Origin of the sequence: Microterricola viridarii (genome assembly GCF_900104895.1) — a bacterium.
Taxonomy (GTDB): domain Bacteria; phylum Actinomycetota; class Actinomycetes; order Actinomycetales; family Microbacteriaceae; genus Microterricola; species Microterricola viridarii.
On record NZ_LT629742.1, the window covers coordinates 1,772,441 to 1,796,155 of the forward strand.

General features: G+C 66.9%; 25 protein-coding genes. 20 read left to right on the forward strand and 5 right to left on the reverse strand.

Going from position 1 to position 23,715, the window contains the following annotated elements:
- The first annotated feature begins 2 nt into the window (after positions 1–2).
- The 3 genes from ffh (at position 3) to BLT62_RS08050 (ending at position 3,735) form a co-directional block, all read left to right on the forward strand.
- Positions 3–1,559: a signal recognition particle protein gene (gene ffh, locus BLT62_RS08040; protein WP_083363582.1), complete on the forward strand. Its 1,557-nt coding sequence runs from the start codon at positions 3–5 to the stop codon at positions 1,557–1,559.
- A 2-nt stretch (positions 1,560–1,561) separates the two neighbouring features.
- A complete protein-coding gene (locus BLT62_RS08045) occupies positions 1,562–2,377 on the forward strand; it encodes an LLM class F420-dependent oxidoreductase (protein ID WP_083363583.1) in 816 nt (271 codons plus the stop codon).
- A 119-nt stretch (positions 2,378–2,496) separates the two neighbouring features.
- The gene (locus BLT62_RS08050) at positions 2,497–3,735 is read left to right on the forward strand and encodes a S1C family serine protease (protein ID WP_197675184.1); all 1,239 of its coding nucleotides are present in this window, start codon (positions 2,497–2,499) and stop codon (positions 3,733–3,735) included.
- Between the two features lie 44 nt (positions 3,736–3,779).
- Here the strand turns inward: BLT62_RS08050 and BLT62_RS08055 are convergent, their stop codons facing one another.
- Entirely contained in the window at positions 3,780–4,907 is a 1,128-nt protein-coding gene (locus tag BLT62_RS08055) for a glutamate--cysteine ligase (protein WP_083365383.1), read from the reverse strand.
- Positions 4,908–5,170: 263 nt separating this feature from the next.
- On the opposite strand from BLT62_RS08055, the gene rpsP reads away from it, so the two are divergent.
- The 4 genes from rpsP to trmD all read left to right on the forward strand — a co-directional run bounded on the left by rpsP (position 5,171) and on the right by trmD (position 7,331).
- Positions 5,171–5,593, forward strand: a complete 423-nt coding sequence (gene rpsP / locus BLT62_RS08060; protein ID WP_083363584.1) for a 30S ribosomal protein S16 — start codon at positions 5,171–5,173, stop codon at positions 5,591–5,593.
- A 2-nt stretch (positions 5,594–5,595) separates the two neighbouring features.
- Positions 5,596–5,832 carry an RNA-binding protein gene (locus tag BLT62_RS08065; RefSeq protein ID WP_083363585.1) on the forward strand — a complete coding sequence of 79 codons (237 nt, stop codon included), beginning with the start codon at positions 5,596–5,598 and terminating at the stop codon, positions 5,830–5,832.
- A gap of 1 nt (position 5,833) precedes the next feature.
- Positions 5,834–6,484 carry a ribosome maturation factor RimM gene (gene rimM / locus BLT62_RS08070; RefSeq protein WP_083363586.1) on the forward strand — a complete coding sequence of 217 codons (651 nt, stop codon included), beginning with the start codon at positions 5,834–5,836 and terminating at the stop codon, positions 6,482–6,484.
- 151 nt (positions 6,485–6,635) lie between these two features.
- Entirely contained in the window at positions 6,636–7,331 is a 696-nt protein-coding gene (gene trmD / locus BLT62_RS08075; RefSeq protein ID WP_083363587.1) for a tRNA (guanosine(37)-N1)-methyltransferase TrmD, read from the forward strand.
- 209 nt (positions 7,332–7,540) lie between these two features.
- Here trmD and map read toward each other — a convergent pair whose 3' ends face one another.
- Positions 7,541–8,308: a type I methionyl aminopeptidase gene (gene map, locus BLT62_RS08080; protein ID WP_083363588.1), complete on the reverse strand. Its 768-nt coding sequence runs from the start codon at positions 8,306–8,308 to the stop codon at positions 7,541–7,543.
- An 82-nt stretch (positions 8,309–8,390) separates the two neighbouring features.
- Between map and BLT62_RS08085 the strand changes: the two genes are divergently transcribed.
- The 10 genes from BLT62_RS08085 (at position 8,391) to BLT62_RS08130 (ending at position 18,501) form a co-directional block, all read left to right on the forward strand.
- Positions 8,391–8,933, forward strand: a complete 543-nt coding sequence (locus BLT62_RS08085) for a hypothetical protein (protein ID WP_197675185.1) — start codon at positions 8,391–8,393, stop codon at positions 8,931–8,933.
- Positions 8,934–9,126: 193 nt separating this feature from the next.
- Positions 9,127–9,477, forward strand: coding sequence for a 50S ribosomal protein L19 (rplS, locus tag BLT62_RS08090; RefSeq protein ID WP_067232134.1), 351 nt, complete (start codon positions 9,127–9,129; stop codon positions 9,475–9,477).
- Between the two features lie 109 nt (positions 9,478–9,586).
- Entirely contained in the window at positions 9,587–10,363 is a 777-nt protein-coding gene (lepB, locus tag BLT62_RS08095; protein ID WP_083363589.1) for a signal peptidase I, read from the forward strand.
- Complete coding sequence (locus BLT62_RS08100; protein ID WP_083363590.1) at positions 10,364–11,011, forward strand: ribonuclease HII; 648 nt, start codon at positions 10,364–10,366, stop codon at positions 11,009–11,011.
- A gap of 55 nt (positions 11,012–11,066) precedes the next feature.
- Positions 11,067–11,390: a DUF2469 family protein gene (locus tag BLT62_RS08105; protein WP_055833087.1), complete on the forward strand. Its 324-nt coding sequence runs from the start codon at positions 11,067–11,069 to the stop codon at positions 11,388–11,390.
- A gap of 182 nt (positions 11,391–11,572) precedes the next feature.
- The gene (locus tag BLT62_RS08110) at positions 11,573–11,989 is read left to right on the forward strand and encodes a YraN family protein (protein ID WP_083363591.1); all 417 of its coding nucleotides are present in this window, start codon (positions 11,573–11,575) and stop codon (positions 11,987–11,989) included.
- Positions 11,986–13,545: a YifB family Mg chelatase-like AAA ATPase gene (locus BLT62_RS08115; protein WP_083363592.1), complete on the forward strand. Its 1,560-nt coding sequence runs from the start codon at positions 11,986–11,988 to the stop codon at positions 13,543–13,545. The genes BLT62_RS08110 and BLT62_RS08115 overlap by 4 nt, the downstream gene beginning before the upstream one ends.
- Before the next feature lies 1 nt (position 13,546).
- Positions 13,547–14,443, forward strand: coding sequence for a DNA-processing protein DprA (locus BLT62_RS08120; RefSeq protein ID WP_083363593.1), 897 nt, complete (start codon positions 13,547–13,549; stop codon positions 14,441–14,443).
- An 897-nt stretch (positions 14,444–15,340) separates the two neighbouring features.
- The gene (locus BLT62_RS08125) at positions 15,341–17,182 is read left to right on the forward strand and encodes an AAA family ATPase (protein WP_083363594.1); all 1,842 of its coding nucleotides are present in this window, start codon (positions 15,341–15,343) and stop codon (positions 17,180–17,182) included.
- A 68-nt stretch (positions 17,183–17,250) separates the two neighbouring features.
- Positions 17,251–18,501, forward strand: a complete 1,251-nt coding sequence (locus BLT62_RS08130) for a 5-methylcytosine restriction system specificity protein McrC (protein WP_172829663.1) — start codon at positions 17,251–17,253, stop codon at positions 18,499–18,501.
- 632 nt (positions 18,502–19,133) lie between these two features.
- Here the strand turns inward: BLT62_RS08130 and BLT62_RS08135 are convergent.
- Both BLT62_RS08135 and BLT62_RS17610 read right to left on the reverse strand, forming a co-directional pair.
- Positions 19,134–20,126 carry an IS481 family transposase gene (locus BLT62_RS08135; RefSeq protein ID WP_083363596.1) on the reverse strand — a complete coding sequence of 331 codons (993 nt, stop codon included), beginning with the start codon at positions 20,124–20,126 and terminating at the stop codon, positions 19,134–19,136.
- A gap of 102 nt (positions 20,127–20,228) precedes the next feature.
- Entirely contained in the window at positions 20,229–20,783 is a 555-nt protein-coding gene (locus BLT62_RS17610; protein WP_156786275.1) for a hypothetical protein, read from the reverse strand.
- Between the two features lie 92 nt (positions 20,784–20,875).
- Between BLT62_RS17610 and BLT62_RS08140 the strand changes: the two genes are divergently transcribed.
- Complete coding sequence (locus BLT62_RS08140; protein WP_156786276.1) at positions 20,876–22,342, forward strand: hypothetical protein; 1,467 nt, start codon at positions 20,876–20,878, stop codon at positions 22,340–22,342.
- 230 nt (positions 22,343–22,572) lie between these two features.
- Here the strand turns inward: BLT62_RS08140 and BLT62_RS08145 are convergent, their stop codons facing one another.
- Positions 22,573–22,863 (reverse strand): helix-turn-helix domain-containing protein, encoded by a 291-nt coding sequence (locus BLT62_RS08145; RefSeq protein ID WP_083363598.1) that lies wholly within the window; start codon positions 22,861–22,863, stop codon positions 22,573–22,575.
- 46 nt (positions 22,864–22,909) lie between these two features.
- On the opposite strand from BLT62_RS08145, the gene BLT62_RS18400 reads away from it, so the two are divergent.
- Complete coding sequence (locus BLT62_RS18400) at positions 22,910–23,023, forward strand: zf-TFIIB domain-containing protein (RefSeq protein WP_083363599.1); 114 nt, start codon at positions 22,910–22,912, stop codon at positions 23,021–23,023.
- 59 nt (positions 23,024–23,082) lie between these two features.
- The gene (locus BLT62_RS08155) at positions 23,083–23,601 is read left to right on the forward strand and encodes a hypothetical protein (RefSeq protein WP_083363600.1); all 519 of its coding nucleotides are present in this window, start codon (positions 23,083–23,085) and stop codon (positions 23,599–23,601) included.
- Positions 23,602–23,715: the final 114 nt, after the last annotated feature.

A 23,715-nucleotide genomic window follows, 5' to 3' on the forward strand; every position in this document is an offset into this window, starting at 1 on the left:
CCATGGCTACATTTGGAACGCTCTCCGACCGGCTTGCCGAGACCTTTAAGAACCTGCGCACGAAGGGCAAGCTCTCCGCTGCCGACGTCGACGGCACGGTGCGCGAGATTCGCCGCGCCCTGCTCGACGCCGACGTCGCGCTCGAGGTTGTCAAGGACTTCACCGCCACCGTGCGCGAGCGCGCCCTCGGCGACGAGGTCAACAAGGCGCTGAACCCGGCCCAGCAGGTCGTGCAGATCGTCAACGAGGAGCTCATCCGCATCCTCGGCGGATCGCAGCGCCGCCTCGAGTTCGCCAAGAAGCCGCCGACAGTCATCATGCTGGCCGGTCTCCAGGGTGCCGGTAAGACCACCCTCGCCGGCAAGCTGGCCAAGTGGCTGGCCAAGGACGGGCACACCCCGCTGCTGGTCGCGAGCGACCTCCAGCGCCCCAACGCCGTCACCCAGCTGCAGGTCGTCGGCGAGCAGGCCGGCGTTCCGGTCTTCGCTCCCGAGCCCGGCAACGGTGTCGGCAACCCGGTCAAGGTCGCCAAGGACGGCGTCGCCTGGGCCAAGCAGAAGCAGCACGACGTCGTCATCGTCGACACCGCCGGCCGCCTCGGCGTCGACGCCGAGCTGATGAAGCAGGCCTCCGACATCCGCAAGGCCATCGACCCCGACGAGGTGCTCTTCGTCATCGACGCCATGATCGGTCAGGATGCCGTCGCAACCGCCAAGGCGTTCCAGGATGGCGTCGACTTCACCGGCGTCGTGCTCTCCAAGCTCGACGGTGACGCCCGCGGTGGCGCGGCCCTCTCCGTGGCCTCGATCACCGGCCGCCCGATCATCTTCGCCTCCACCGGTGAGGGCCTGGACGACTTCGAGCCGTTCCACCCCGACCGCATGGCCAGCCGCATCCTCGACCTCGGTGACATCCTCACCCTGATCGAGCAGGCGCAGTCGGCCTTCGATGAGGAGGAGGCCCGCGCGGTCGCCGAGAAGTTCGCGACCGACAGCTTCACGCTCGACGACTTCCTCAAGCAGATGCAGCAGCTGCGCAACATGGGCTCCATCAAGAAGATGATGGGCATGCTGCCGGGCGCCGGCGCCATGAAGCAGCAGCTGGAGAACTTCGACGAGCGCGAGATCGTGCGCACCGAGGCCATCATCCAGTCGATGACCAAGGCCGAGCGCGTCAACCCCAAGCTGCTCAACGGCTCGCGCCGCCTCCGCATCGCCAAGGGCTCCGGCATGAGCGTCACCGACGTGAACCAGCTGGTCAGCCGCTTCGAGCAGGCGGCCAAGATGATGAAGACCGTCGCCAAGGGTGGCATGCCGCAGGTTCCCGGCATGGGCCCGATCCCCGGCGGCGGCTTCGGTCGCGGCAAGGCGCAGCAGGCCAAGAAGAAGGGCTCCAAGTCCGGCAACCCGGCCAAGCGGGCCGCGGAGAACGCGGCCATCGCGACCGGCGTGAAGCCCGGCGTCGCGGCCCCGAGCGGCTCCGGCTTCGGCCTCGGCGGTGCCCCGGCGCCCAGCGAGGAAGACCTCGCAAACTTCCAGAAGCTGCTGGGCAAGGGCTAGGAGTGCAGGCGGCTGCGGCGCCCGCACGGCGGGTTCGACTCGGCGTGCAGCTGGCGCCGCAGCACGCCCAGTACGGCACGATCCGGGACACCTTGGCCGCGATCGAGGATCTCGGCGTCGACATCGCCTTCAACTGGGACCACTTCTTCCCGCTCTCCGGCGACAGGAACGGCGCGCACTTCGAGTCGTGGACGATGCTGGCCGCCTGGGCCGAGCAGACCAGCCGGATCCAGTTCGGGGCGCTGGTCAACTGCAACAGCTACCGCAACGCCGACCTGCAGGCCGACATGGCGCGCACGGTCGACCACATCAGCGCCAGGGGCGGCGACAGCGGCCGCTTCATCTTCGGAACCGGCTCCGGTTGGTTCGAGCGCGACTACGAGGAGTACGGCTACGAGTTCGGCACCGCTGGCAGCCGGTTGAACGCCCTCTCCGGCGCACTGCCGCGCATCCGCGCCCGGTGGGGCCGGCTGAACCCGCCGCCCACCCGCGACATCCCGGTGCTGATCGGCGGCGCAGGCGAGCAGAAGACGCTGCGCATCGTCGCAGAGCACGCCGACATCTGGCACTCCTTCAGTGCCCCGGCCGTGCTTGAGCACAAGCTCGGCGTGCTGGGGGACTGGTGCGGCCAGGTCGGCCGCGACCGGTCCGAGATCGAGGTCTCCGTCGAGGTCAAGGCGCGGAGCCACTCGGATGCCGACGAGCTGCACGCCCTCGGCGCGACGCTGTTCACCCTGGGCATCAGCGGGCCGGACTACGACCTCGCCCCGGTGCGCGACTGGCTCGCTTGGCGCGACGAGAAGAACTCCGCGCTCTGACGCGCGCCCTCCGACGAACGCCCTCTGACACACGCCCGCTGTCGAACCCGCTCTGGCTGAATGCCGCCTCCGCGACTTAGACTCCGAGCACGGCAACGTTGCACAGGGACGGGGACACAGTGGACGAGGTACCGGGGCGCGCCCCACAGGATCCGACACCTTCCGGGCAGCCAGCGGCGGCATCCGCCCCGCCACCCCCGCCATCGCCCCCTGGACCGGCCCCGGCCGCATCAGGCGGCACGCCGTTCTTCTCCCGGCCGGGCGCCCTGCTCGGCGGCGCCCTGGTGCTCGGGCTCCTCGGGGGACTCCTCGGCGGCTACCTCGGCCAGCTGGGCGGGTCCGCAACGGAGCCGGCCGGCGTGCAGACGTCTGAGCCCTCCGGGGCGCCCGTCGCATCCGGGGGCGCGGACGCCCAGGGCTTCTGCGACGCCGAGGCGGTGGCGAACGCCGTGCTGCCCTCCGTCGTCACGATCAACGTGGTCAGCGAGACCGGCGGCGGCGTCGGCACCGGCTCGATCATCCGCGATGACGGCCACATCCTGACCAACAACCACGTCGTCGCCGACGCCGTCAGCGGCGCGCGGATCGTCGTCACGTTCAGCAACGGCCAGCAGGCCTCCGCATCGCTCGTCGGGCGGTCCCAGCAGGCCGACATCGCCGTCATCAAGGTGGAGGCCGCCGAGACGCTGCCGACCATCACGACGGGCGACTCCGACGAGGTGGCGGTCGGCCAGCCCGTCGTCGCGCTCGGCGCCCCGCTCGGCCTGTCCGGCTCCGTCACGGCCGGCATCGTCAGCGCCCTCGGCCGCGACGTGCCCGTGCCGGCGGATGACGGCTCGACGGCCGTCCTGGCCGGCGCCATCCAGACGGATGCCGCCATCAACCCGGGCAACTCCGGCGGCGCCCTCGTCGACTGCGACGGCGAGCTGATCGGCGTGAACTCGGCGATCGCCACCGTCCCCAACGCGGCGGGGCAGACCGGCGGCGGCAGCGTCGGTATCGGTTTCGCCGTGCCGATCAACCTGGCCATCTCGCTGGCCGAACAACTGATCGAGACCGGAAACGTCAGCTACCCGTACCTCGGCATGCAGGTCGTCGTGATCCCGCAAGACGTGGCGGCGCAGTTCAACACCGCGCCGGGCCTCTACGTCGAGGGCGTCACCGCGGGCGGCCCGGCCGAGCAGGCCGGCCTCCAGTCGGGCGACATCATCACGGCGCTCGACGGGGAGCCGGCCACGAGCGCGGCCGTGCTGACCAAACTCAAGCTGACCAAGAAGGTGGGCGACACCGTCGAGGTCGACTACCTGCGCGGGACGGAGACCGGCAGCACGACGCTGACGCTCAGCGAGACGCCGTAGCGGCGCCCCGTGGCGCCCCGCGGCGCGGCGGTGCGGGCCGGGGGCTACGGGCCGCGGAGCTCGCGGGCGAGCGCGGCCACCACGGCCCGCAGGTCGCCGCCGGCCGCCTCGGCGGTGCGCAGCTGCCGCTGGTAGCTGGCGCCGTGCTCGAGGATCGCGACCACCGAGGCGAGCTCCTCCTGGCAGCCGAGGTCCGCCGCGATCGGGGCCAGCTCCAGGGCCAGGCGGCGCAGCTCGTCGGCGACGGGGGCCTCCCGCCCCGTCGTGTCGAGGATGATGATGGCGTCCAGCCCGTAGCGCGCCGCCCGCCACTTGTTCTCCCTGGCGTACCAGGGCTGCAGCCAGTCCAGGCTCTCGCCGGCGTCCAGCTGGCGCGACATCCGCTCGACCAGGCAGTGGATGAGCGCAGCCACCGCGCCGAGCTCCGCGGCGCTGGAGACGCCGTCGCAGGCGCGCATCTCCAGGGTGCCCCAGTGCGGCGACGGCCGGATGTCCCAGCGCACCTCGGTGTAGTCGTCGATGATGCCGGTCACGCTCATGTCCCGCACGTAGCGCTCGTAGGCCGCCCAGTCGGAGAGCTCGTAGGGCAGGCCGGCCGTCGGCAGCTGCTGGAACATGAGTGCGCGGTTGGAGGCGTAGCCCGTGTTCACGCCCGCCCAGAACGGGCTGGAGGCGGAGAGGGCCTGCAGGTGCGGCAGGTAGCTGCTCAGCCCGGCCAGCAGCGGGACCACCTTGTCGCGCGACTCGATGCCGACGTGCACGTGCACGCCCCAGATCATCATGTTGCGGCCCCACCACTGGGTGCGCTCGATGAGGCGCTGGTAGCGGGGCTTGTCCGTCACCTGCTGGTCGTACCACTGGCTGAACGGGTGCGATCCGCTGCAGATCAGCTCGACGCCGCGCGGGTCGGTCACCCGGCGCACCTCGGCCATCTGCCCCTGCAGCTCGCGCACCGCGCCGCCGACCGTGGAGTGCACCGAGGAGACCAGCTCCACCGTGTTGAGCAGCAGCTCGCCGGTGATGTGCGGATGCCGGGTGCCGTCGTCGCCGGCCAGCGCGTCCAGCACCTCCGCCGCCACGCCGACGAGCTCGCCGCTCGCCCGGTCGACGAGGGCCAGCTCCCACTCGATGCCGACGCTCGAACGCGCGGACTCGGCGAAACTGATCTGCACGGGCAACACCGTTCTGGAAAGTGGTCGGGGGAGCGCTGCAATTCTGCCACGCGCCGCCGTGTTGGCATCCGCTCGGAAACTCACAGCGAAACTTTTGCCGTTCGATTGGGGAAGCGGGCCGATATCTGCAAGAATGATCTGTCGAGCACTGTTTCGTCCGACCCTCTAATCAGACTTATAGTGCCCCTTTGAGCTTTTGCCGAGTGTGCACCCCACGCTCACGGCTGTCAGTTCGCCCATTTCACAAAACACACAGGAGAATTGTGGCTGTCAAGATTCGTCTCAAGCGCATGGGTAAGATCCGCGCACCGTACTACCGCATCGTCGTTGCCGACTCGCGCACCAAGCGCGACGGCCGCGTGATCGAGGAGATCGGCAAGTACCACCCGACCGAGAACCCCTCCTTCATCGAGGTTGACTCCGAGCGTGCGCAGTACTGGCTGAGCGTCGGCGCACAGCCGACCGAGCAGGTTGCCGCCCTCCTCAAGCTGACCGGCGACTGGGGTCGCTTCAAGGGCGACAAGAACGCCGTCAGCACCGTCCAGGTGAAGGAGCCCAAGGCTGCCTTCGTCGCCGACGAGAAGAAGAAGCCGGTTCTGAAGCCCAAGGCCGAGAAGCCTGCCGCCAAGGAAGAGGCTCCGGCTGAAGAGACCACCGAGGCTCCCGCAGCGGACGAGCAGGCCTAGTCTTGCTCGCTCCCGCTTTGCAGCACCTCGTCAAGGGGATCGTTGATCACCCGGACGACGTGCAGGTTGTGGCCAAGAGTTCTGCCCGCGGCGACGTCCTCGAGATTCGTGTGAATCCCGAGGACCTCGGCCGGGTGATCGGTCGCGCCGGACGCACCGCCAAGGCTCTGCGCACCCTCGTGGCCGCGCTGGCCGACGGCAAGCGCGTTCGCGTCGACGTTGTTGACACTGACTTCTAAAGTGAGTGACGACAGCGAAGCGCGCCGCACGCAACTGCGGGTCGGGCGCCTGACCAAGGCGCACGGCCTCAAGGGTGCAATCAAGCTGGAGCTTTTCACGGACGACCCGGGGCGACGTTTCGTCCCGGGCGCCGTGTTCTCCTTGCAGGTTCCCACGGAATCCCCGTGGCACGGCAAGACCATCGAGCTGGCCGAGCTGCGCTGGTACAACAGCCACCCCGTCGGCTTCTTCGTCGGCGTTCCCGACCGCTCTGCGGCCGAGAGCCTGGCGAAGGCGATCCTCTGGATCGACCAGGACGACACCGAATCGCCCGATGAGGAAGACGCCTGGTACGACCACCAGCTCGTCGGCCTGGCCGTCGTGCGCGATGGGGTCACCGTCGGCAAGGTTGCTCGCATCGAGCACTTCCCGGCCCAGGACCTGATCATCGTGAAGACGCCGAACGGCGAGGTCATGGTGCCCTTCGTGAAGGCCATAGTCTCGGCGGTCGACGTCGAGGCCGGCATCGTCACGGTGACGCCCCCGACTGGTCTCTTCGAAGAGATCCCGGAGAGCGAGATCCCGGAGAGCGAGACCCCGGAGAGCGAGACCCCGGATGACGAGGCGGCAGCGGCCGCGGAGTCGGACGAGGCTCAGGGCCCGACCGAGTAGCACCGCTCACCAGAGCCCCCAGAAACACGCTGAAACGGCGACGCGGTCCTCCGCGTCGCCGTTTCTGTTCCCGCACACCGCTGTCCCCGAACCCCCTGTCGGCAGACGCTCGTCGGCACGCCCCGTCTGCACACCCTCCTAGGATTGAACAATGCGCATCGACATCGTCACGATTTTCCCCGAGTTCTTCGATGTGCTCGACATCTCGCTGCTCGGCAAGGCCCGCGCCAACGGCATCATCGAACTCGGCGTGCACAACCTGCGCGACTTCACCCACGACCGCCACAACACCGTCGACGACACCCCCGCCGGCGGCGGGGCCGGCATGGTGATGAAGCCGGAGCCGTGGGGCGAGGCGCTGGACTCCGTGCTCGAGGGCGGCGCCGCCGATCCGATCATCATCTTCCCCTCGCCGGCCGGCGTGTCCTTCGACCAGAAGATGGCCCGCGAGCTCGCCCACGAGGAGCAGATCGTCTTCGGCTGCGGCCGCTACGAGGGCATCGACCAGCGCGTCTTCGACCACTACGCCGAGAACGGGCGCGTGCGCCTGGTCAGCCTGGGCGACTACGTGCTGAACGGCGGCGAGGTCGCCGTGATGGCCATGATCGAGGCCATCGGCCGGCTGATCCCCGGCGTCGTCGGCAACCCGGAGAGCCTCGTCGAGGAGTCCCACGAGGACGGCCTGCTCGAGTACCCGAGCTACACCAAGCCCGCGCTCTGGCGCGAGCGCGAGGTGCCCCCGGTGCTGCGCAGCGGCGACCACGGGGCGATCGCCCGCTGGCGCCGGGAGCAGCAGATCGAGCGCACGCGCCGGGTGCGCCCCGACCTGCTGCCGCCCGAGCTCTAGCGGAGGACCGCTCGTCGTCGCGGTCGCGCCGCGGTCGCGGACGCCGCACGCGCTCGCGGCCCTCGAAAAGTCTCGCGGCCCCCGACATGTCGAGGGCCGCGAGACGTTTCGAGGGCCGCGACGGCCGGGTGCTCAGCGAGGCGTGCTCAGCGAGGCGTGCTCAGCGAGGCGTGCTCGCCGGACCCGCCACCACTGGCCCGGCGGGGGTGTTAGTCGCGAGCGGTCAAGATCCGCGGGCCGTCCTCCGTGATGGCGACGGTGTGCTCCATGTGCGCGCCGCGGGACCCGTCGGCGCTCCGCAGCGTCCAGCCGTCGGCATCCGTCACGATGCGGTCGGTCGTGTGCAGGAACCACGGCTCGATCGCGATGACGAGGCCGGGGCGGAGCGGCAGGCCGCGGTTCGGGCGGCCGTTGTTGGGCACGTGCGGGTCGCCGTGCATCGTGCGGCCGACGCCGTGGCCGCCGAAGTCGGTGTTGATCGTGTAGCCGTCGCCGTGCCCGACGGCGGCGATCGCGGCGGAGATGTCGCCGATCTTGTTGCCGGGCTGGGCGGCGGCGATGCCGGCCGCCAGGGCGCGCGTCGTGGTGTCGATGAGGGCCAGGTCCTCCTCGCGCGGGGTGCCGACCACGATCGAGAGCGCGGAGTCGCTCACCCAGCCGTTGACGGATGCCGCGAAGTCCAGGCTGAGCAGGTCGCCGTCCCGCAGCGCGTAGTCGTGGGGGAGCCCGTGCAGCACCGCGTCGTTCACCGAGGTGCAGATGACCTTGCCGAACGGGCTCGCGCCGAAGCTCGGGTGGTAGTCGATGTAGCAGCTCTCGGCGCCGGCCTCGCGGATCATGTCGTGGGCGAGTCGGTCCAGCGCCAACAGGTTGACGCCCACCTTCGCGGCGGCGGCGGTCGCGGTGAGCACGCTCGCCACGAATTTGCCCGCCGGGGCCATCTGCTCGATCTCGGCCGGGGTGCGCAGCTCAATCATGGGCCGTCCTCTCTGTACTGCCTCCATTCTCCCTCAGCGAACGTGGGGTACGCGCCCAGCCTCGCGGCGTTACGCTGAGCACGTGAATACCGCTTCCACGCTCGTTCGCCGCGCGTTCTACTACTGGCAGTTCATCGCCGTGTTCGTCCTGCCCGCCTGGCTGTTCGTCGGCTGGGGCCTGTACGGCGGCAGCGGTTGGGGCTTCCTCGGCCTGCTGATCATGGCGCCCATCGTCTTCATCGGCCTGCTCGTGATCTCCCTCATCATCTTCGCCAGGCCCGCGGTGCGGCGCGCCCGTGCGGTGTCCTGGAAGGACGTCGCCCTCCTCGTCGTGCTGCACGGCGCGATCATAGGGCTCGGCTTCTTCGGCGATTCGGCCACCTGGTTCCTGGTGCTCGCGATCGCCGCCGCCATCGCCGGCTTCTGGCTCACCCTGTGGGAGCTGGTCACCGAGGGCGCGCGCAGCATGAAGGACACGATGGACGCCTTCGAGCAGGCGGCGCGGATGCCGGAGCAGCCGGCCCCGCACCTGCCCGGCCAGGGCGTCCCGGGGGCGAGCTCCGCCCCGAAGCCGAAGCCGGGGGATGACCCAGAGGTGATCGTGATCCATGAGGTGCGCGACTAGCCCGGCCGCGGCATCCGGCCCCCGTTTTGGCGTGCGTGCCCTGCGCGTGCCACAATTGACGATTGTGCTGCATCACGGCTCTGCCTCCGGGGAGCCAGCGACACGCCCTCGGGTGTGAGCGCAGGGCAGCACATTCATTGACCGAAACCTATTTTCAGTGTTCGACCGGATGCGGGCACAGAGAGCGAACATCATGCAGATCCTCGACGCAGTCGATGCAGCATCCCTCAAGTCGGACATCCCCGACTTCCGCGCCGGTGACACCGTCAAGGTGCACGTGAACATCATCGAAGGCACGCGCGCGCGTGTCCAGATCTTCCAGGGCGTCGTCATCGGCCGCTCCGGCGACGGTGTCCGCGAGACCTTCGCGGTTCGCAAGATCAGCTTCCAGGTCGGCGTCGAGCGTACCTTCCCGGTGCACTCCCCGGTCATCGAGAAGATCGAGGTTGTGACCCGCGGTGACGTGCGTCGCGCCAAGCTTTACTACCTGCGGGAGCTCCGCGGCAAGAAGGCGAAGATCAAGGAGAAGCGCGACTTCTCGTAAGTCACGCACATCTTGTCTTGAGCCTCCCGCCCTTACACTGGGTCGGGGGGCTCAAGCATTTAAATGACAGACACACTGCATTCACCTACACCTTCGATTACGGGCGGCAATGACTGACACGAGCCAGGAGCTGCGCCGCGACCGCAGGCCATCGCGAGGATCCCGGCGCAAGCGGGGCGTTCTGTTGTTCCTGCGAGATCTGCTGATCATCTTCGTCATCGCGATCATGGTCTCCTTCGTGGTCAAGACCTTCCTGATCCGCTCCTTCTTCATCCCGTCCGAGTCGATGCGGGAGACGCTGCAGGTGCACGACCGGATCATCGTGAACCAGCTGGTGCCCGATGTCGTCCCGGTCGAGCGCGGCGACGTCGTCGTGTTCCAGGATCCGGGCGGCTGGCTGGCGCCGTCGACGCCGATCGAGCAGAACCCGATCGTCGCCAGCGTCGACTGGCTGCTCTCGCTGGTCGGGCTCTCCGCACCGGACAGCAACGACCACCTGATCAAACGCGTCATCGGGCTGCCCGGCGACCACGTCGAGTGCTGCAACGCCCTCGGCCAGATGAGCGTGAACGGCGTGCCGCTGGACGAGTCGCCCTATGTCACGCTGCCCGTCGGCGACAGCCGCGTCTCCCGCGACGACTTCGAGGCGACGGTCCCGGCCGGGTCGCTCTGGGTGATGGGCGACAACCGCTACAACTCCAAGGACTCCCGCTACAACGGCGAGACGCCCGGCAAGGGCTTCGTCCCGATCGACAACGTCGTCGGCCGCGCGTTCGTGGTCAGCTGGCCGCTCTCGCACTGGGCCTGGCTGGACAACTATCCCGGCGTCTTCGCCGGTGTGCCGGATTCCACGCCCAGCACCGCGCCGAGCGGCGAGGGGCGCTAGGTGGCCGTGCAGCTGCCGACCCTGGAGCTGGAGAGCGAGCTCTTCGCCGGGGGCGTCCGATTCGTGATCGGCTGCGACGAGGTGGGCCGCGGCGCGATGGCCGGGCCGGTCTCCGTCGGCATGGCCGTCATCGACGCCCAGTCCGGCACGTTCCCCGACGGCCTGCGCGACTCCAAGCTGCTCAGCGAGAAGCGCCGTGAGGCGCTCGCCCCGCTGGCCGCAGCCTGGGTGCTGCACTCCGCCGTGGGCGAGGCGAGCGCCGCCGAGGTCGACCAGTTCGGCATCACCGCGTGCCTCGGCCTGGCCGGCAAGCGGGCCCTGCTCGCCCTGCACGAGTCTGGCGCCGATGTCGCGGCCAGCGTGGTGCTGCTGGACGGCTCGCAGGACTGGCTGAACCCCGCCCTCGCCTCGCCGCTGCGTGTGCAGACCCGGGTGAAGGCGGACCGCGACTGCGCGTCGGTGGCCGCGGCATCCGTCATCGCCAAGGTGCACCGCGACCGCCAGATGATCGCCGCCCACGCGGCGCACCCGGCGTACGGCTGGGAGGGCAACAAGGGCTATGGCAGCCCGGCGCACATGGCCGCGATTGTCGAGCACGGGGCGACGCCGCTGCACCGGGTGTCGTGGATCAAGAGTGAGGCGCACTGAGCGCTGCCGGAGGGCAGGCGCCGGCCCGGCAATGCCGGGCTAGGATTGAGGAACCATGGATGAAGATGAATTCGAGGACTACGACCGCGAGGTCGAGCTGGCGCTCTACCGCGAGTATCGCGACATCGTGGCGCAGTTTCAGTACGTCGTCGAGACGGAGCGCCGCTTCTATCTGGCCAACGAGGTCGACCTCGTGCGCCGCGACACGGAGCACGACTTCTACTTCGAGCTGACCATGAAGGACGTCTGGGTGTGGGACGTCTACCGCTCGGACCGCTTCGTGAAGTCGGTGCGCGTGCTGACATTCAAGGACGTCAACATCGAGGAGCTCGCCACCAAGGAGTTCGAGCTGCCCAAGGAGCTCGCGCTCGACGAGTAGCCCTGCTGCCCGTTCCTGAGGCTGTGCCCGTTCCTGAGGCTGTGCCTGTTCCTGAGGCTGTGCTTGTTACTGAGTCTGTGCCTGTTGTGCACAGGCTGGCGTTCCGGGCCCGTTCCGCACAGGGCTGACACGCGCTCGTTCCGCGCGCCCCCGCGCCGGCACTCTGGTGTCGGAGGTGCGCGATGGCTGAACGTGATGTCCCACTCGGCGGGCGCGGCAATCAACGCCGCGACAATCAACGGCTGGGCAATCAGTGGCTGGGCCGCTACGGCGAGCAACAGGCCGTGCGCTACCTGGAGTCCACCGGCTACCGGGTGCTCGAGCGCAACTGGCGCTGCCGGCAGGGCGAGATCGATGTCGTCGCCGAGCAGCGCGGCCAGCTTGTCTTCGTCGAGGTGAAGACCCGAACGAGCGACGCCTTCGGCCACCCCTTCGAGGCCATCACCGCCGCCAAACTGCGCCGGATGCACGTGCTGGCGCGGCTCTGGTGTGCGGCCCACCCCGGCATCACCGGCCCGGTGCGGCTGGACGTGATCGGCGTCCTCGCCCCCGGCGGGTCCCTCCCGCGCATCGAGCACCTCGAGGGCGTGCACGCGTGAGGGTCGTCGGCCGCACCCGCGCCATCGCCCTGCTCGGCCTGAGCGGCGCCATCGTCGAGGTCGAGGCGGACATCTCGGCCCAGCTGCCCAAGATCGTGCTGATCGGGCTGCCGGACACGGCGCTGCAGCAGGCCACGCACCGGGTGCGGGCGGCCGCGGCGAACGCAGGTATCCCGCTCTCGCCCATGGCGATCACCGTCAACCTCTCGCCGGCCTCGCTGCCCAAGCACGGCAGCGGCTTCGACCTGGCCATCGCGCTGGCCTGCCTGGCGGCGGCCGGCGACCTGGACGGGGCGTCGATCGGGCGGGTCGTGCACATCGGCGAGCTGGCCCTGGACGGGCGCCTCCGCCCGGTGCCCGGCATCCTGCCCGCGGTGATCGCCGCCCGCCGCGCCGGATGCGACACCGTGATGGTGCCGAGCGCGAACGTCGCGGAGGCCGCGCTGGTGCCCGGCATCCGGGTGCTCGGCATGCCCGGGCTGCGCGATGCGGCGATCTGGCACGGCGGCAACTTCGAGCCGATCCCGCTCGAGGCCATCGAGCTGGCGCACGCCGCGCCCCAACCGGCCGTGCTCGCCCAACAGCCGGACATCGCCGACATCGTCGGGCAGGATGCCGCCGTGCTCGCCCTGCAGGTGGCGGCCGCCGGCGGCCACCACGCCTTCCTGCTCGGGCCGCCCGGCGCCGGCAAGACGATGCTCGCCGAGCGGCTGCCCGGGCTGCTGCCAGACCTCGACGAGCAGGCGTCGCTGGAGGTCAGCAGCATCCGCTCGCTCAGCGGGCTCGGTGTCGGCGGTGCGCTCAGCGTCAGGCCGCCGATCGAGAGCCCGCACCACACCGCCACCGCGGCGGCGATGGTCGGCGGCGGCTCCGCCGTGATCCGGCCCGGTGCGGCCGTGCGCGCGGGGCACGGGGTGCTGTTCTTGGACGAGGCGCCCGAGTTTCAGACGACGGTGCTCGACGCGCTGCGGCAGCCGCTCGAATCCGGGGTGATCAGCATCCACCGCGCCAACGCGGTCGCTCACTTCCCGGCCCGTTTCCAACTGCTGCTGGCGGCCAACCCGTGCCCGTGCGGCCAGTTCGGAGTGGAGGGCGGGGACTGCACCTGCCCGCCGAACACGAGGCGGCGCTACCTCGCCCGGCTCTCCGGGCCGCTGCTGGATCGCATCGACATCCAGCTGCGGGTGCAGCGGGTGACCTCAACGCACCTGGCGCTGGCCGAGCAGCGCGCCGGCGAGCCGGGTGGCACCGTGCTGAACACCGCCACCGCCCGGCGGGCCGTCGAGCAGGCGCGGGCGAGCGCGGCGGCCCGGCTCGACGGGACGCCGTGGGCGCTCAACAACGAGGTGCCGGGGGAGTGGCTGCGCGCCAGGGCGCGCCGCCCCGGCGCACAGGCGCTGGCCGCGCTCGACCGGGCGCTGGAACGCGGCGGCGTGACGATGCGCGGCTACGACCGGGTGCTGCGCGTCGCCTGGTCGATCGCCGACATCGAGGGTGCGGCGGTGCCGGGAGCGGAGCACATCGCGCAGGCGCTCTACCTGAGACGAGGGATCTGACATGGCGAATCTGGGCATCACCGAACGGGAGATCGCGGGCCTGCTGCCGCCGCTCCGGGCCCGCGGCGACACCGCGGCATCCGCCGGGGAGCTCGCCGAGCTCTTCGCCCGGGCGACGTGGACGGGCATCGCAGAGCCGGGGGACCGGGCGGCCGGGCTGCTCGTGACCGCGCTCGGCGCGCACCGCGCGCTGGCGGCCCTGATTGAGCGGTGGCCGGTGGAGCGCCTCCTCGCCGAGGTCGACCCGGCGGAGCGCGCCGGGCGGGGCACGCTCGGCCGCGAGCTCACCGACGCACGGGAGCGCTGGAGCCCGCGGCTGAACTCGGCCGCCGCGGTGCGCGCGCTGCAGGGGGCCGTCCGCCTCGGCTGCCGGCTCGCCGTGCCGGGCGACGCCGAATGGCCGACCGGCGTCGACGATCTCGGCGTGCACGCGCCGCTCGCGCTCTGGTGGCGCGGCCAGCCGGAGTCGATGGCGGCCATGCGGCGCTCGTTCGCCCTGGTCGGAGCCCGGGCGGCGACCGGCTACGGGGAGCACATCACCATGGAGGCCTCGGCCGGCCTCGTCGACCGCGGCTTCGCCATCGTCTCCGGGGCGGCCTACGGCATCGACGGCACGGCGCACCGGGCCGCGCTGGCCAGCGGCGGCGTCACCGTGGCGTTCCTCGCCGGCGGGCTGGACCGCTTCTACCCGAGCGGGCACGACGCGCTGCTGCACAGCATCGTCGCGACCGGGGCGGTGATCTCCGAGCTGCCGTGCGGGGCCTCGCCGACCCGGTGGAGGTTCCTGCAACGCAACCGACTGATCGCAACGGCCAGCCAGGCCACGGTCGTGCTGGAGGCCGGGCACCGCTCCGGCTCCCTCAACACCGCCGGGCACGCGGCGGGTGTGTTCCATTAGGCCCGCCGCCTATGCACGATCTGGACAAGGGCTGGACCTTATCAACACCCTGCGTCTGGTAGGTGCTCGACAAACTTCTCGTCCTCTTGGCCGGGGTAGCGCCGAAGACAATCGCATGCAATGACCACGGCGCCGTGGAGCTGGTAGCTCCAGTGAGGCCTTGCGCTAGACGCAAGGGAGTGTCGATCACGACTACGAAGGCAACCATCTCATGCGGAGCGACGCAATGGTGCTGCACCTCCAAGAGGTGGGGATAAAGCGGCAGGAGGTGGGGATAAAGCGGAAGGTATCTCGTCCTGGGATAGCGATAGCCGCGCATTCGCCGCACGGCGAGTGGCGGCCCGGAGTGCGACGAAAGGTTGATCTGGGGCAGGCAGCAACGCGCTATCGGACGCTTCTACACCACAAGTGTACCTACACGTACCTACAGCGACTAGGTACGCACAAAAAGCATAGTAATCGCAGATCAGCGGCTGTTTCTTGCGCTATTCGGAATTTCAACGCCGAAATGTGGATTTATATGTTGGTCAGGGGAAACGGTGAATGTACCTGCTGTACCTGCACTTGGCGGCAAACCTTATATACGAACCAATTATGAGAACAACGACTTGATTTTTGTGTGGAGTTATCTATTTATTCAGGAGTGTAGTTACAGCAGGTACATAGAGGCCATTTCCTCTCAGATCGTTGATTTTCCGCTGAACTTTTGTACCTACAGGTGTACCTAGAAGTGGCATTTTGAGTCGGTACGTAGTAGGTACACCGGTTGACTAGCTCGGTACGCTCTCGGAGAGGTGCTGGCCGGCAGCTGGATTGAAACTGGTGCAGATGTTGATGACACGCATCCGCGAGGGCCTTTCAACAAGGTCAACAGGGCCCGATATGAAAAGGTGAGTCATGGCTGTTTTCTCTGAACATGATCGCCGACCAATCGACGAACTGTGCGCTCAGTGGCGCGAGAGTTCGCTGGTCGGTGACGCCTCATTGCTGCATTCCGATGAGTTTCCGGACTCCTGGTCAGAGAGCAGTCTCGAAGAGTTGAATACGAAGTTTTGGGGCAATCTTCTCGAAGGCGAAGAAGGTGGCGGCAGCTTCGAGAGCAAGTGGGAGCTGCAACTCAAGGATGCCAGCGCTGAGATCCGGGTGTTGGCTGCAGAGTGCCTGCTGGTCTACTACCTGGTCACTGTTTCGGTGGGGCCCGCCCGAAAGCTCGAGATGATCAACAAGACCATCGGGCCTGATTCTCCAGATTTGCATGTGAGTAGCGACAGTAAGGCTTACCAGGCGCTGCAGAGCTGGATTGCCAATCCTGGTCAGTATTACAACACCCGTCAGGACATTCATGTTGGCTACCTGATGGACCTCGCTTTGCGGCTAAAGCGGAAGTCACCCGAAGAAAGGTCCGCACTTCTGCACGATAACCCCTGGGGGTTCGCGGAGTTCGCCGAAGCTGGAGAGCGCCAGAGCGACGCGATGCGCCACATCGTGTGTCATCTGCTGTATCCCGATCATTTCGAGCGGATCGCCTCGAATCAGCACAAAGAACTTGTACTGAAGGCATTCGGAGAACTCGACACAAGCGGTCCAGACGCTAGCCCAGACGAGAAGCTGTATTCAATCAGGCAGGCGTTGATGCAGCGACTGCCTAAATGGGACGAGAGTCGCCGCGACTACTACAGCTCCGATCTCCAACCGATCTGGCGTCCAGCTACCAAGTCCGGGGACCACGAGGCGTTGAACCCTGCATTCGCACTGGAGTTCAAGAAGCAAATCGTCTTCTACGGGCCGCCCGGCACCGGCAAGACTTATCGTGCGGGGAAGCTGGCCGAGACCTTGATCCGGACCGCGGCCTTGCGACAGTGGGGTGTGGGTGACTACTTCAACGAACCCAAGGCGGTTGATCAGGCCGTCGCCGACCATGTCACGCGTTTACAGATGCACCCGTCCTACGGCTACCCGGAGTTCATGGTCGGGCTACGGCTGGACGCCGACGGCGGGACCACCCACCAGCTTGGCGCGCTGCCGCGGTTGGTGAATCGGATGCGTGACGAACGAGAACGGCTGGGGGACCGCGCGCTACCGCACGTGCTGATCCTCGATGAGATTAACCGCACCGACCTCAGTACGATGTTCGGCGAGGCGTTCAGCGCAATGGAGCGGGACAAGCGCGACACCGAGCTTGAGTTGTTCGCCGAGGATGACGACGGTGTTCCGATCCGCTTCATGATCCCTGCGGATCTCTACATCATCGGCACGATGAACGAGATTGACCAGTCGGTCGAGGCCCTGGACTTCGCGCTGCGTCGCCGATTCTTTTGGTTCGCGACTCCGTACGACGAAGAGGACCTGTTCTCGATCTGGGAGGCACAGTGGCACGAACAGTCCGTAGTGCTGGACTGGGGCAAAGCTGCGCCGCAGCTCGAGGAATTGGCCGGGTCCATCTCCAAGTTGAACGCACGTATCGGCGACTTGTCCGAGCTAGGGCCGGAGTACGAACTCGGAGCAGCTGTGTTCGGTGACTTGCCGTACTTCCTCGGGCGCCAGTGGAGCAACAAGCGCCACGGCCGCGCCAGTGGCAAGTACTTGTGGGATGCCAAGGACCAACCGCTCGCGCCGCTTCGTTCGTTGTGGGCTTTGTCGATCCAGCCTGTACTGGCACAGTACCTGGCTGGATCGGACCGACGGGCCGAGCAGCTTGGTGAGCTTGAACGGCTCCTGCTGACCCGCCCAACAAGCTGACCATGGCTGACGGTAGGGGCAGCACTGAGGCAGGGGAGTCGCCGGCGGATCGGTTGATAATCAACGACTTGACCCCAGAAGCCTATTGGGACCGCCGACCCAACGATGCGGAACAGTCTTGGCTATCGGAGATCGCTGAACTTTCGCCGGAGTCATTTGTTCTGAATGCGCAGCTGCAGGCGGACCATGAGCCAACGATCGAGCCGATCCTGAGCCGTGACTTCGACGGTTGGCGCGCCAATCGCTACATCGGCGAGGTCCGTCACAAGGGGAGGACCTTGGAGATCAGGCCTCGCCTGGGTGTCGAGACAATCACCGGCTGGATCAGCACGATCCTCAACGTTCAGGTGCTCCCACGCTCGGCCGCCCACTCCAATGACCAGAGCAGCGTGGTCACGCAACTCTTGGCAGCTCTGTGGCGGGCTTCTGTGCTCACGGCGGGCCAGCACGCACTGCCAAGGACGGGGCTAAAAGTCAGCTCGCACGGATTGTCCGTTAAAGGTCGGATCGATGTCGGGGCCACCGCGCATCGAAGGGCCGCAGGGCACCACGACTTGGCCTCCACCCGGGTGGTGCGCAGCTACGACAACGCGCCGGCCAGCGCTGTAGTCCTGGCGGATCGATACTTCGACCAACGACTGGCCGGGGATAGGTGGCGCGGTGCCCGGCTCCACGAACAGATGGCCGTGCTGCGCAGCGCCACTGGGGCGCGGCCGAAGTCACCGACGCTGCACGAGATCCGGACCGCCCGTTACAGCCCGATAACTGTCAAATGGCGGCGGGCAGCTGAGCTGTCGTGGCGGATACTGCACGAGGATCCATTGGGTGTCGCTGCCGACGACGAGTCGACCCATGGCGTGCTGATCGACGTCGCCGAGCTATGGGAGTTGTTCGTGCTGCACTGTGTCGGTCTAGCCGCCGACGAGCCAGTAAGGCACGGAACAAACGAGCAGGCGTCTGGGCACCTCGCACGCTCCACAGTCGAACCCCGACGTTCAATGGGCAGGCTTTACCCTGATGTTTTGGTGGGGGAGGACCCGATCACGGCGCTACTGGATGCGAAGTATAAGAGGCTCGGTGGCGTGCGTGGCGTCGACCGTGAGGACCTTTACCAGCTTCATGCCTACTCCTCGACGTTCGAGGCCCCGATCGCAGCGCTGGCCTACCCGGCAACCAGTGTCGACCTGCCAATGGATGAGCGAAACAGCCCCTGGCAGACCAGCAACGGCACGCTCTCGTTCCTGACTTTGCCGACAGAGAAGGACCGTTGCGTCGAAAAGCTGGCGCAATGGTTCGGACGGTCTGATAGCTCGCGCTGACCCACCCGGCTAACCAGACTCCACCGTTGCGGCGCTTCAACCCGTTGAAGGCCAGCCGAGCTATTTAGCGAGCAAGCCAGATCGATGCCAACTCTGTCCTGTAAACGACCCGCTGCGATCCGAACGGCAGTGCAAACAATCAACAAGAGCCCGGACCGAATAGCCCAAAACTGGCGGTTTGGCTACGCCGATCCACCCATAAAAGTAGGTATGTCTGGAGATTCAAGTGAAAAGGGAGGTGGATACATACGAGACGAGTAAGTTTTTGAATTTTACCCGGCCAGAAGAGGTTTCCGGATCGTAACCAAGCGCAAAGTTAGTGTCAGAATGCGCTTCCTTGATCGGCTCAGGCTCCTCGTGATCGACGGTGGGACGGCCGCCGAGTACGTCTGTTTCAATCGATGTGCTCAGGCATTGGAGTCGACCTTCTAGAGGGACGGGTGGAGGTCAACTGCGAAGACCGAAGACGTGACACTGTTGCCTTCCTTCGCTGAGCGTTCCCTAATGTCCGGCTGGGCTTGATCGCGGATGCCGATGAGCTCTGGCCCGAAGCCACACTCAATCAGGCGCTGCGTTCATCAGGCGACATGCGGCACGCTCCGTCTTTGTCACGCCATCCCTGAGTCAGATGCCTAGCTGTACTGCCCAGGGAGGTTGGTCAACCGGCTGATGGGCGGGCGGCCTCCGATCGCGGTGTGGGGCCTGTGGTGATTGTATTCGTGGAGCCAGGCCGGGAGCGCGTTGCGGCGGGCTGACTCGGAGGCGTAGAAGCGCTTGAAAGCCCAGCCCTCGCCCAGGGTGCGGTGGAAGCGCTCGATCTTGCCGTTGGTCTGCGGCCGGTAGGGGCGGGTCTTCTTCGCCTTGATGCCCAGGGCCTGGCAGGCGTCGCGCCAGAGGTGGGACTTGTAGGCGGACCCGTTGTCCGAGAGGACACGCTCGACGCTCACGCCGCGGGCGGAGAACCAGGACACCGCCCGGTGCAGCACGCCGACGGCCGTGGCGGCGGTCTCGTCGTCGTGGATCTCGGCGTAGGCGACCCGGGAGTGGTCATCGATGACGGTGTGCACGAAGGCTCTCCCGATGATCGGTTCGCGGTTCTTGCTGCGCGGGGCGCCGATCGTGGCGGCCCGGTTCCGGTTGCCCTGCTGGCGGCCGACGAAGCGGTGCCCGCCGCCGTCGGGGATGTTGCCGAACTTGGTCACATCGACGTGGATCATCGCCCCGGGCTTGTCGTGCTCGTAGCGGCGGACCACTTCCCCAGTGCGCTTGTCGACGTGGTGCAGCCGGTTCAGCCGGCAGCGCACCAGCACGGCGTGCACCGTCGACGCCGGCAGGCCGAGCTTGGCCGCGATCGCGATCGGCCCGAGACGCTGCTTCCAGCGCAGGTGCACGATCTTCCGCACCACGTCCGGCGGGGTCTTCGTCGGGGAGCGGTGCGGGCGGGAGGAGCGGTCCTGCATGCCGTCCCGGCCCAGCGCGGCGTACCGATCAGCCCAGCGCCTCGCGGTCGGCCAGGACACGTTGAAATGGGTGGCCGCGTGGGCGACCGGCCAGCCGTCGTCGACAATCAGACGCGCGAGGCGCAGACGGTGCCGCGGCGTCAAAGCAGCGTTAGCGTGGGACATGAGGACCTCCTGGTCTCGCAGAACTGGTTTCTAAGCAGCTCCACTCTGCAGCAGGAGGTCCTCGCCCATTCCAGAACGACTACAGCGAGTCGTCACACCGACTCAACCAACGTCCCTGGGCAGTACACCTAGCGCGGCAGCGAGACACTCGCATGCCCGAGGAAGCGTCATACGCTTGCCGTCCTTCAGGTTCGCGAACGGCCGGCTCTGGAAAGCCGCAACGTGGAGCGCGAGCAGCGCCTCCTCGACGTCACTGACGCCATCGACTTCGCGCCAACCGACCACGAGCTTCTCGCTCGCGGGTAACTGCCAAAGGAATCGACCGCCGGCGTGGCCCGCTGAGTGACCTCTGCCTTGACGCGCGTAAGCCCACAATCGGTCCTGCAAACCTCGTCTCCCTCCAGCCTTACCGATGTAGACGATTTCCGCGCCATCACGCCACGCTTTGCTGAGCACATCGACCCCAACGGTCAGCGGTTTGCGCTTGTGCGGCCCGCCGACGCTCTTGGTGAGAAACTCCGGCCTCCCGAGTGCCTCGCTGATGACCACGTACACCCCGTGCTTATCAGGTAGGTCGCTCCTCTCGATGAGCCCGAAGCGCTTCCACCCCACAAATCCGAGTCGCTCGAAGCCACTGCGCGTCCACTCAATTTCCACGCCGCCAGCGTACGGTCGCTCAATGCCTGGCGTCAAAGCTGATTTGGTCGGTGGGTTTCAGCGGGTGGCAGCTTTGAGACACGTCGTCGAGTATGGTGCCGATCGTCATGGTCGTTGAGAATGAAGCCATGTCACGATCAATACCATTGAACCCCGGTCAGCTGGAGATTCTGGCGTGGGTGCGCGAAGGCGCTCCTGACGATGTCTATGACGACTACCGCCCTCGTATCGTCGCCCGTGCCCTCCACAACAAGGGCCTGGTCACGGTCAGGGGGTCCGGCGGCGACTGGAGCGTGTCGTTGACCGAGGACGGGGCCTTCTACCTCGACAACGGTGAGTACCCGCGCGAGCCCGAGCCGCCGGCAACATCGGGATCGGTGGCACACACCAAAAAACCGGTGTCGTCAACGTCAGATCCGGCGCCGAAGCAGCGCGTGCCGAAGACACCAGGCGTGGGACCGACCGATGCGATGATGGCTGCCCTCGTCGCCGCACCGGACCATCGGATTGAGATTGAGTACAACGAGTCCGGGCGCTACGAGCAGCTAGCGCGGGCCGCTGAGCGATTCAAGAAGATCCCGGACGGCATGCAGATCACTGTCAGCCACGACTCCCGCACGCTAACGGCGCACGTCACCTTGCACCCGCTACCAGAATGGCGGACGCGGGTCCTCGCGCCGATCCCTGTCCTCGGAACCCTCCGCGGCGCGTCTGACGTCGTGCAAGGACTGCAGACTCGCGAAGACTTCGAAATTCGGACCAGTGAGAGGAACCGTGCGCTGCGCCTCGTTCAGGCGCTCGTGTCCGAAGCCTTGTCTCGTGGGTACGAGGTCTCCAAGACCAGGGGCCGGCGGAAGAACCAATGGGGGTACTTTGACCGCAACGAGGAGGACCCTGGGCATTTCAAGATCGCGCTTGGCCCAGACGAGTACAAGCTGAGCGTCTACCAGCTCACGGAGAAGCGGGAGCACATCGCGACCAAGAGTGAGCTTGCCCGCGCCGGCAGGGGGTACGCATTGCCGAAGTGGGACGTCGTCCCGACTGGAGGGCTCGGCATCCGCATCGACGCGCCTGGAGCTGGTTTCTGGGGTAGCACTTGGGCTGACCGCGACGACCGAGCTCTCGAGGACGCACTTGCCCAGATCCTGCAGGAGTTGGAGCTCCGGCATGATGCAGCGATCGAGCGCCGGCGGAAGGAAGAACTGCAGCGCATCGAGCGGAAGCGCCAGTGGGAGATCGCCCGGGACGAGGCCGTCCAAGCGCTCACTGACAGTCACCGCGCCGAGGTGCTGGCGCGTCAGGTTGCCAAGTGGCGTGAAGTTGCCGCCATTCGCGAGTACGCGGGGGAGATGGAGCAAAGAGTGCTGGTCGAGGCTGACGGGGGCAAACGCGCCGCAGTGCTCGAATGGGTGCAGTGGGCGCGGGAGTACGCCGACCGTGTCGATCCGCTCCGAGGACGTATCCGTCTCCCCGCTCCGCCTGAGGCAACCTACGCGGCATTGCAGCCGTTCATGGGTTCATGGAGCGCAAACGGCCCGGAGGTGGCTTCGCGATGGTGAACAGTGTCGACCGCTACTTGCCATCGCGCCTCGCCAGTTCCTCATTGCCGCAGTTCGCGGGTTGTCAGCTAGGGAATCACCAGAAAGCCTTCGAGTTAGCGTCGTCCACTATTGGGAGCTCTTACGGGGTAGCTGTAACTTCGTTTCCCTATGGAACACTGTGATCCAGCTATCAAGTCTTTGCAGGAGCTTCCGCCGAATTTACGGGGTAAATGCGGGGTCGATTTCAGTCACCCGGGGAAGCTGCGTGCTCGAATGAACTCGTCCAGTGCCGCCACGCTGATTCGGCGTTTTTGCTTGCCATCGCCGAGCTCCACAGTCGGCAGCTCGCCGGAAGCGATCCGTGCGTACACGTAGTCCCTCCCAACTCCGAGTAGTTGTGCAGCGTATGCGACCGACAGCAGCGTGCGCGGAGCCAACTCTTGAGTGCGACGGGCTGGCAGCGAGGGCACTCGCTCCGCCATCACCGCTTCGATTTCTTCGCGCGCTATGCGCCGGATGGCGGTCTCGAGCTCGTCCATGTCCGGAAACTAGGCGCGCGACCAGCCTGAGGTCTACGCTTCCCGCATGGACGAGTTCGACACGCCGAACTGCCCCAACTGCCTTCACCGAATGGAGCCGGCAGACCAAGGCAAGGCGGCCGTGTGGAGATGCCCAGAATGCAGGATGGTGAAGGTCTGACCCTCTCGTGTCGGTGACTCCAGATAGCGTGAGCAGCTACGTCATTGAAATGGAGAACCATGAGCACCAGAGTCGTTGCCGACCCGATCGAGTTCGCTGCGAAGCTGAACAAAGCACTGGCGTTTGAAAACCAGCAATGGTCTCATTTCCCACTCTGGGGCGACGTACTGATTGGACGGCCCGACTATCACCTGCACAGGATGCTCTCAGGCATCTCCGCTCTCGTTGCCGGCGAAGTGATCAGCTACGTGGCAAGCGACCTCCACCCCTCCGAGGATAGGGACAACTGCAACTACTCGGTGACCGTATTTACCGGTCGTCATGTTGTACTCGCTCAACGCGCGGCCGGCGAGGACTGGCCAACCATCACGCTCATGCGCCGTAGAGACTTGCTCTCGATCGCGCTCGAGAACGCACCTATCACCACCATCTCGGTGCTGGATCATGGGCCAGACCGAGGGAATCTCACTGTCAAACTCGGCTACCCATCCATCGGAATATCGCTCGCCCCGGACCGCCATTACGAGGGACATCTTGCGAACTTCCTGCCGTCTCTGATGGCCGACCTCGACGCATAGGGCGGGAGACCCCAAGCGGCCTTTATTGGTTCGCTCCTTCGGCGTAGCGACTTCCACACATGGAATGTGGCAGCTCTTGGGTGCTCAAGCCCTGAGCGGCCAATGGCTTCATGC

What these genes read in the sequence shown, in the direction of transcription:
- BLT62_RS08125 (WP_083363594.1), top strand. Translation starts at nt 15,341, where the DNA reads ATGGCTGTTTTCTCTGAACATGATCGCCGACCAATCGACGAACTGTGC.
- BLT62_RS08145 (WP_083363598.1), bottom strand. Translation starts at nt 22,863, where the DNA reads ATGGACGAGCTCGAGACCGCCATCCGGCGCATAGCGCGCGAAGAAATC.
- trmD (WP_083363587.1), top strand. Translation starts at nt 6,636, where the DNA reads ATGCGCATCGACATCGTCACGATTTTCCCCGAGTTCTTCGATGTGCTC.
- BLT62_RS08120 (WP_083363593.1), top strand. Translation starts at nt 13,547, where the DNA reads ATGGCGAATCTGGGCATCACCGAACGGGAGATCGCGGGCCTGCTGCCG.
- map (WP_083363588.1), bottom strand. Translation starts at nt 8,308, where the DNA reads ATGATTGAGCTGCGCACCCCGGCCGAGATCGAGCAGATGGCCCCGGCG.
- lepB (WP_083363589.1), top strand. Translation starts at nt 9,587, where the DNA reads ATGACTGACACGAGCCAGGAGCTGCGCCGCGACCGCAGGCCATCGCGA.
- rplS (WP_067232134.1), top strand. Translation starts at nt 9,127, where the DNA reads ATGCAGATCCTCGACGCAGTCGATGCAGCATCCCTCAAGTCGGACATC.
- ffh (WP_083363582.1), top strand. Translation starts at nt 3, where the DNA reads ATGGCTACATTTGGAACGCTCTCCGACCGGCTTGCCGAGACCTTTAAG.
- BLT62_RS08105 (WP_055833087.1), top strand. Translation starts at nt 11,067, where the DNA reads ATGGATGAAGATGAATTCGAGGACTACGACCGCGAGGTCGAGCTGGCG.
- BLT62_RS08140 (WP_156786276.1), top strand. Translation starts at nt 20,876, where the DNA reads ATGGTGCCGATCGTCATGGTCGTTGAGAATGAAGCCATGTCACGATCA.
- BLT62_RS08135 (WP_083363596.1), bottom strand. Translation starts at nt 20,126, where the DNA reads ATGTCCCACGCTAACGCTGCTTTGACGCCGCGGCACCGTCTGCGCCTC.
- BLT62_RS08155 (WP_083363600.1), top strand. Translation starts at nt 23,083, where the DNA reads ATGAGCACCAGAGTCGTTGCCGACCCGATCGAGTTCGCTGCGAAGCTG.
- BLT62_RS18400 (WP_083363599.1), top strand. Translation starts at nt 22,910, where the DNA reads ATGGACGAGTTCGACACGCCGAACTGCCCCAACTGCCTTCACCGAATG.
- BLT62_RS08110 (WP_083363591.1), top strand. Translation starts at nt 11,573, where the DNA reads ATGGCTGAACGTGATGTCCCACTCGGCGGGCGCGGCAATCAACGCCGC.